General features: G+C 60.9%; 1 protein-coding gene and 1 pseudogene. Both read left to right on the top strand.

The window, feature by feature from the left end:
- Positions 1 to 89: 89 nt before the first annotated feature.
- Positions 90 to 806: pseudogene (locus BSIN_RS02040) on the top strand (MFS transporter); the annotation flags it as partial.
- 63 nt (positions 807 to 869) lie between these two features.
- Positions 870 to 1,109, top strand: coding sequence for a hypothetical protein (locus BSIN_RS26150; RefSeq protein ID WP_089339362.1), 240 nt, complete (start codon positions 870 to 872; stop codon positions 1,107 to 1,109).
- Positions 1,110 to 1,157 lie beyond the last annotated feature (48 nt).

Consider the following 1,157-nt stretch of genomic DNA (forward strand, 5'->3'; position numbering starts at 1 on the left):
GCTGTCTGCGATTAAATCGGCAGCATGATCGCCCCGGACGTTCCACTTAAAAATCTCAGAAAACTGTCCGAACGAGCGAGGCCACCTCTGCCTATCTCGGCACCGTCATCGGATGGCGCGGCGCTTTCATGTGCCTGGTGCCGGTGTCCTTGATCGCACTGGCTTGGCAATGGAAGACGCTGCCCTCGATGCCGGCTGCCATGCGCGCCTCCGGTATCGGCAACGTATTCAAGGTGTTCACCCTGTTCGCACGCCCTGGCGTCGCCGTGGGGATGCTTGCCAGCAGCCTATTGTTCATGGGGCAGTTCTCTCTGTTCACCTACGTGCGGCCATTCCTAGAGACGGTCACGGGCGTGCATGGAGCTACGATTTCTCTGCTCCTTCTTGTGATCGGTGTTGCAGGCTTTATCGGCACCGCGCTCATCGGCCGCGTCCTGCAAAGGGGTTTCTACCAGACGCTGATCGTCATCCCGGTGCAGATGGCTGCGACGGCTCTTGCACTGGTCGCCTTCGGCGGCTGGATCGCCGTCGTCGTCCCGCTGCTCGCGCTGTGGGGCCTGACTGGCACCTCGGCCCCCGTAGGCTGGTGGGCATGGATCGCCAAAGTGTTTCCGAAGGATGCCGAAGCCGGCGGCGGCCTGTTCGTTGCCGTCGTCCAGATGTCCATCGCTCTAGGCTCCACGGTGGGCGGCCTGCTGTTCGACCACAGCGGCTATCGCAGCACGTTCATCGTGAGTGCCGTGCTGCTGGCGGTCTGCGCCGTGCTGACGATTGCAACCGCGCGCAAGTCCGCCGCGCACGCTTGAGTCAACGAATCAATCTAACGACGAGGATTGGCTTCGTCACCCAATGAACGAAGGGCTGACCCGATGAAGAAAGTCATTCTGCTGGGCGCCAACGGTCACACCGCCCGCGAAATCATCCCGCGCCTGATGGCGCAGGGCGACGTGGAGCTGACGTTGTTCGCGCGCAATGCCACGCCACGCGCTACCGGACACATCAGGACGCGAAGGCCGATCTGTTCGAATACATCGAAGTGTTATACAACCGCAGTCGTCGAGATTCGTCTGTCAACGTCGGACGTAATTTCCCCAGAAGTGTCGAAGTAAAATTCCCCCACCCTGTTCGGACGGTGATCAGCCGGCGATGTGATCGGA

It is taken from the genome of Burkholderia singularis (genome assembly GCF_900176645.1).
Classification (GTDB): domain Bacteria; phylum Pseudomonadota; class Gammaproteobacteria; order Burkholderiales; family Burkholderiaceae; genus Burkholderia; species Burkholderia singularis.

Coding starts and splice junctions, on each gene's coding strand:
- BSIN_RS26150 (WP_089339362.1), top strand. CDS start 870: ATGAAGAAAGTCATTCTGCTGGGCGCCAACGGTCACACCGCCCGCGAA.